Source organism: Pseudomonas sp. SDO5215_S409, assembly GCF_054071325.1.
On record NZ_JBSVWN010000139.1, the window covers coordinates 1 to 1,448 of the forward strand.

At 54.9% G+C, this 1,448-nt stretch carries 1 protein-coding gene; it reads left to right on the forward strand.

Annotated features, from left to right (window positions below; genetic code table 11):
- Positions 1 to 64: 64 nt before the first annotated feature.
- A complete protein-coding gene (locus ACW9H9_RS28565; protein ID WP_457346697.1) occupies positions 65 to 1,441 on the forward strand; it encodes an IS30 family transposase in 1,377 nt (458 codons plus the stop codon).
- Positions 1,442 to 1,448: the final 7 nt, after the last annotated feature.

Consider the following 1,448-nt stretch of genomic DNA (forward strand, 5'->3'; position numbering starts at 1 on the left):
GGCGGATTCAACCGGTCGTCGCAACACCTTTATCGAGGTGTTTATGGGACGACCCGCAGGATGGATGCAAAAATTGACGGGCCGGGGAGCGATGCGTTCTCCAGGTGCGCCGTCACTTCGTAATGAGATTGAGCGGCTGTTTTGGGTGCAGATAGCGACAGGCATCACAAGCGAAAAGGCAGCACAAGCCGTTGGCGTATCAACAGCGGTGGGTACACGCTGGTTCCGTCATCGAGGCGGGATGCCATTATTCATGTCGAACCACATTTCAGGACGATACTTATCGTTCGCAGAGCGAGAAGAGATTGGGCTGCTTAGAGCGCAAAGTGTTGGCGTTCGTGAGATTGCCCGTCGCCTTGGACGAAGCCCATCGACAATTTCACGGGAGCTGATACGTAACGCTGCAACTCGTTGCGGTCGGCTTGAGTATCGAGCGTCAGTCGCGCAATGGAAGGCTGAACTGGTGGCCAAGAGGCCGAAACCAGCGAAACTGGTCACTAACCCGCGACTGCATCAGTACGTACGCGATCATCTTGAGGGCGAGGTTCAAGACGCCAATGGTGGTGAAATTTCTGGGCCTCGACCAGCGCCCTTCAAAGGCCGAAATAAACCGCATCGCAGTGACCGTAAATGGGTCAATGGCTGGTCGCCCGAACAGATCACCAACCGGCTCCAAATCGATTTTCCGGATGATGAGTCCATGCGCATCTCTCATGAAGCCATATATCAGGCGCTCTACATTCAGGGGCGAGGAGCACTCAAGCGCGAACTGGTGAGCTGCCTGCGCTCAGGACGCGCATTGCGTGTGCCAAGAGCCAGAGCGCAGGCCAAAGCGTGGGCACACGTCAGCGAGGACGTCATGATCTCCAGTCGCCCTGCTGAGGTAGAAGATAGGGCTGTGCCCGGGCATTGGGAGGGCGACCTGATCATCGGCCTGAATCGTTCTGCGATTGGAACTCTGGTCGAGCGCTCAACTCGATTTACCATGCTTGTCCATCTGCCTCGCGAGAAAGGTTATGGGCTAATTCCCCGCACAAAGAACGGCCCGGCGCTGGCCGGCTATGGGGCTGTTAGTATGGCCAACGCATTGAAGAAAACAGTGGCTGACCTTCCCATCGAACTGTGGCGATCTTTGACCTGGGATCGTGGAAAGGAACTGTCGGATCACGCTCGATTTACCATCGAATCCGGAGTAAAGGTTTTCTTTGCTGATCCACATAGTCCATGGCAGCGCGGCACAAACGAAAATACGAACGGCCTTCTACGGCAATACTTCCCGAAAGGCACTGACCTCTCTCGTTGGAGTGCGCAAGAAATACAGGCGGTAGCTCATGTACTTAACACTAGACCTCGAAAAACACTCGGCTGGAAAACACCTGCCGAAGCACTGAATGAGTATCTAAAGTCTGTACAACAATCCAGTGTTGCGACGACCGGTTGAATCCGCC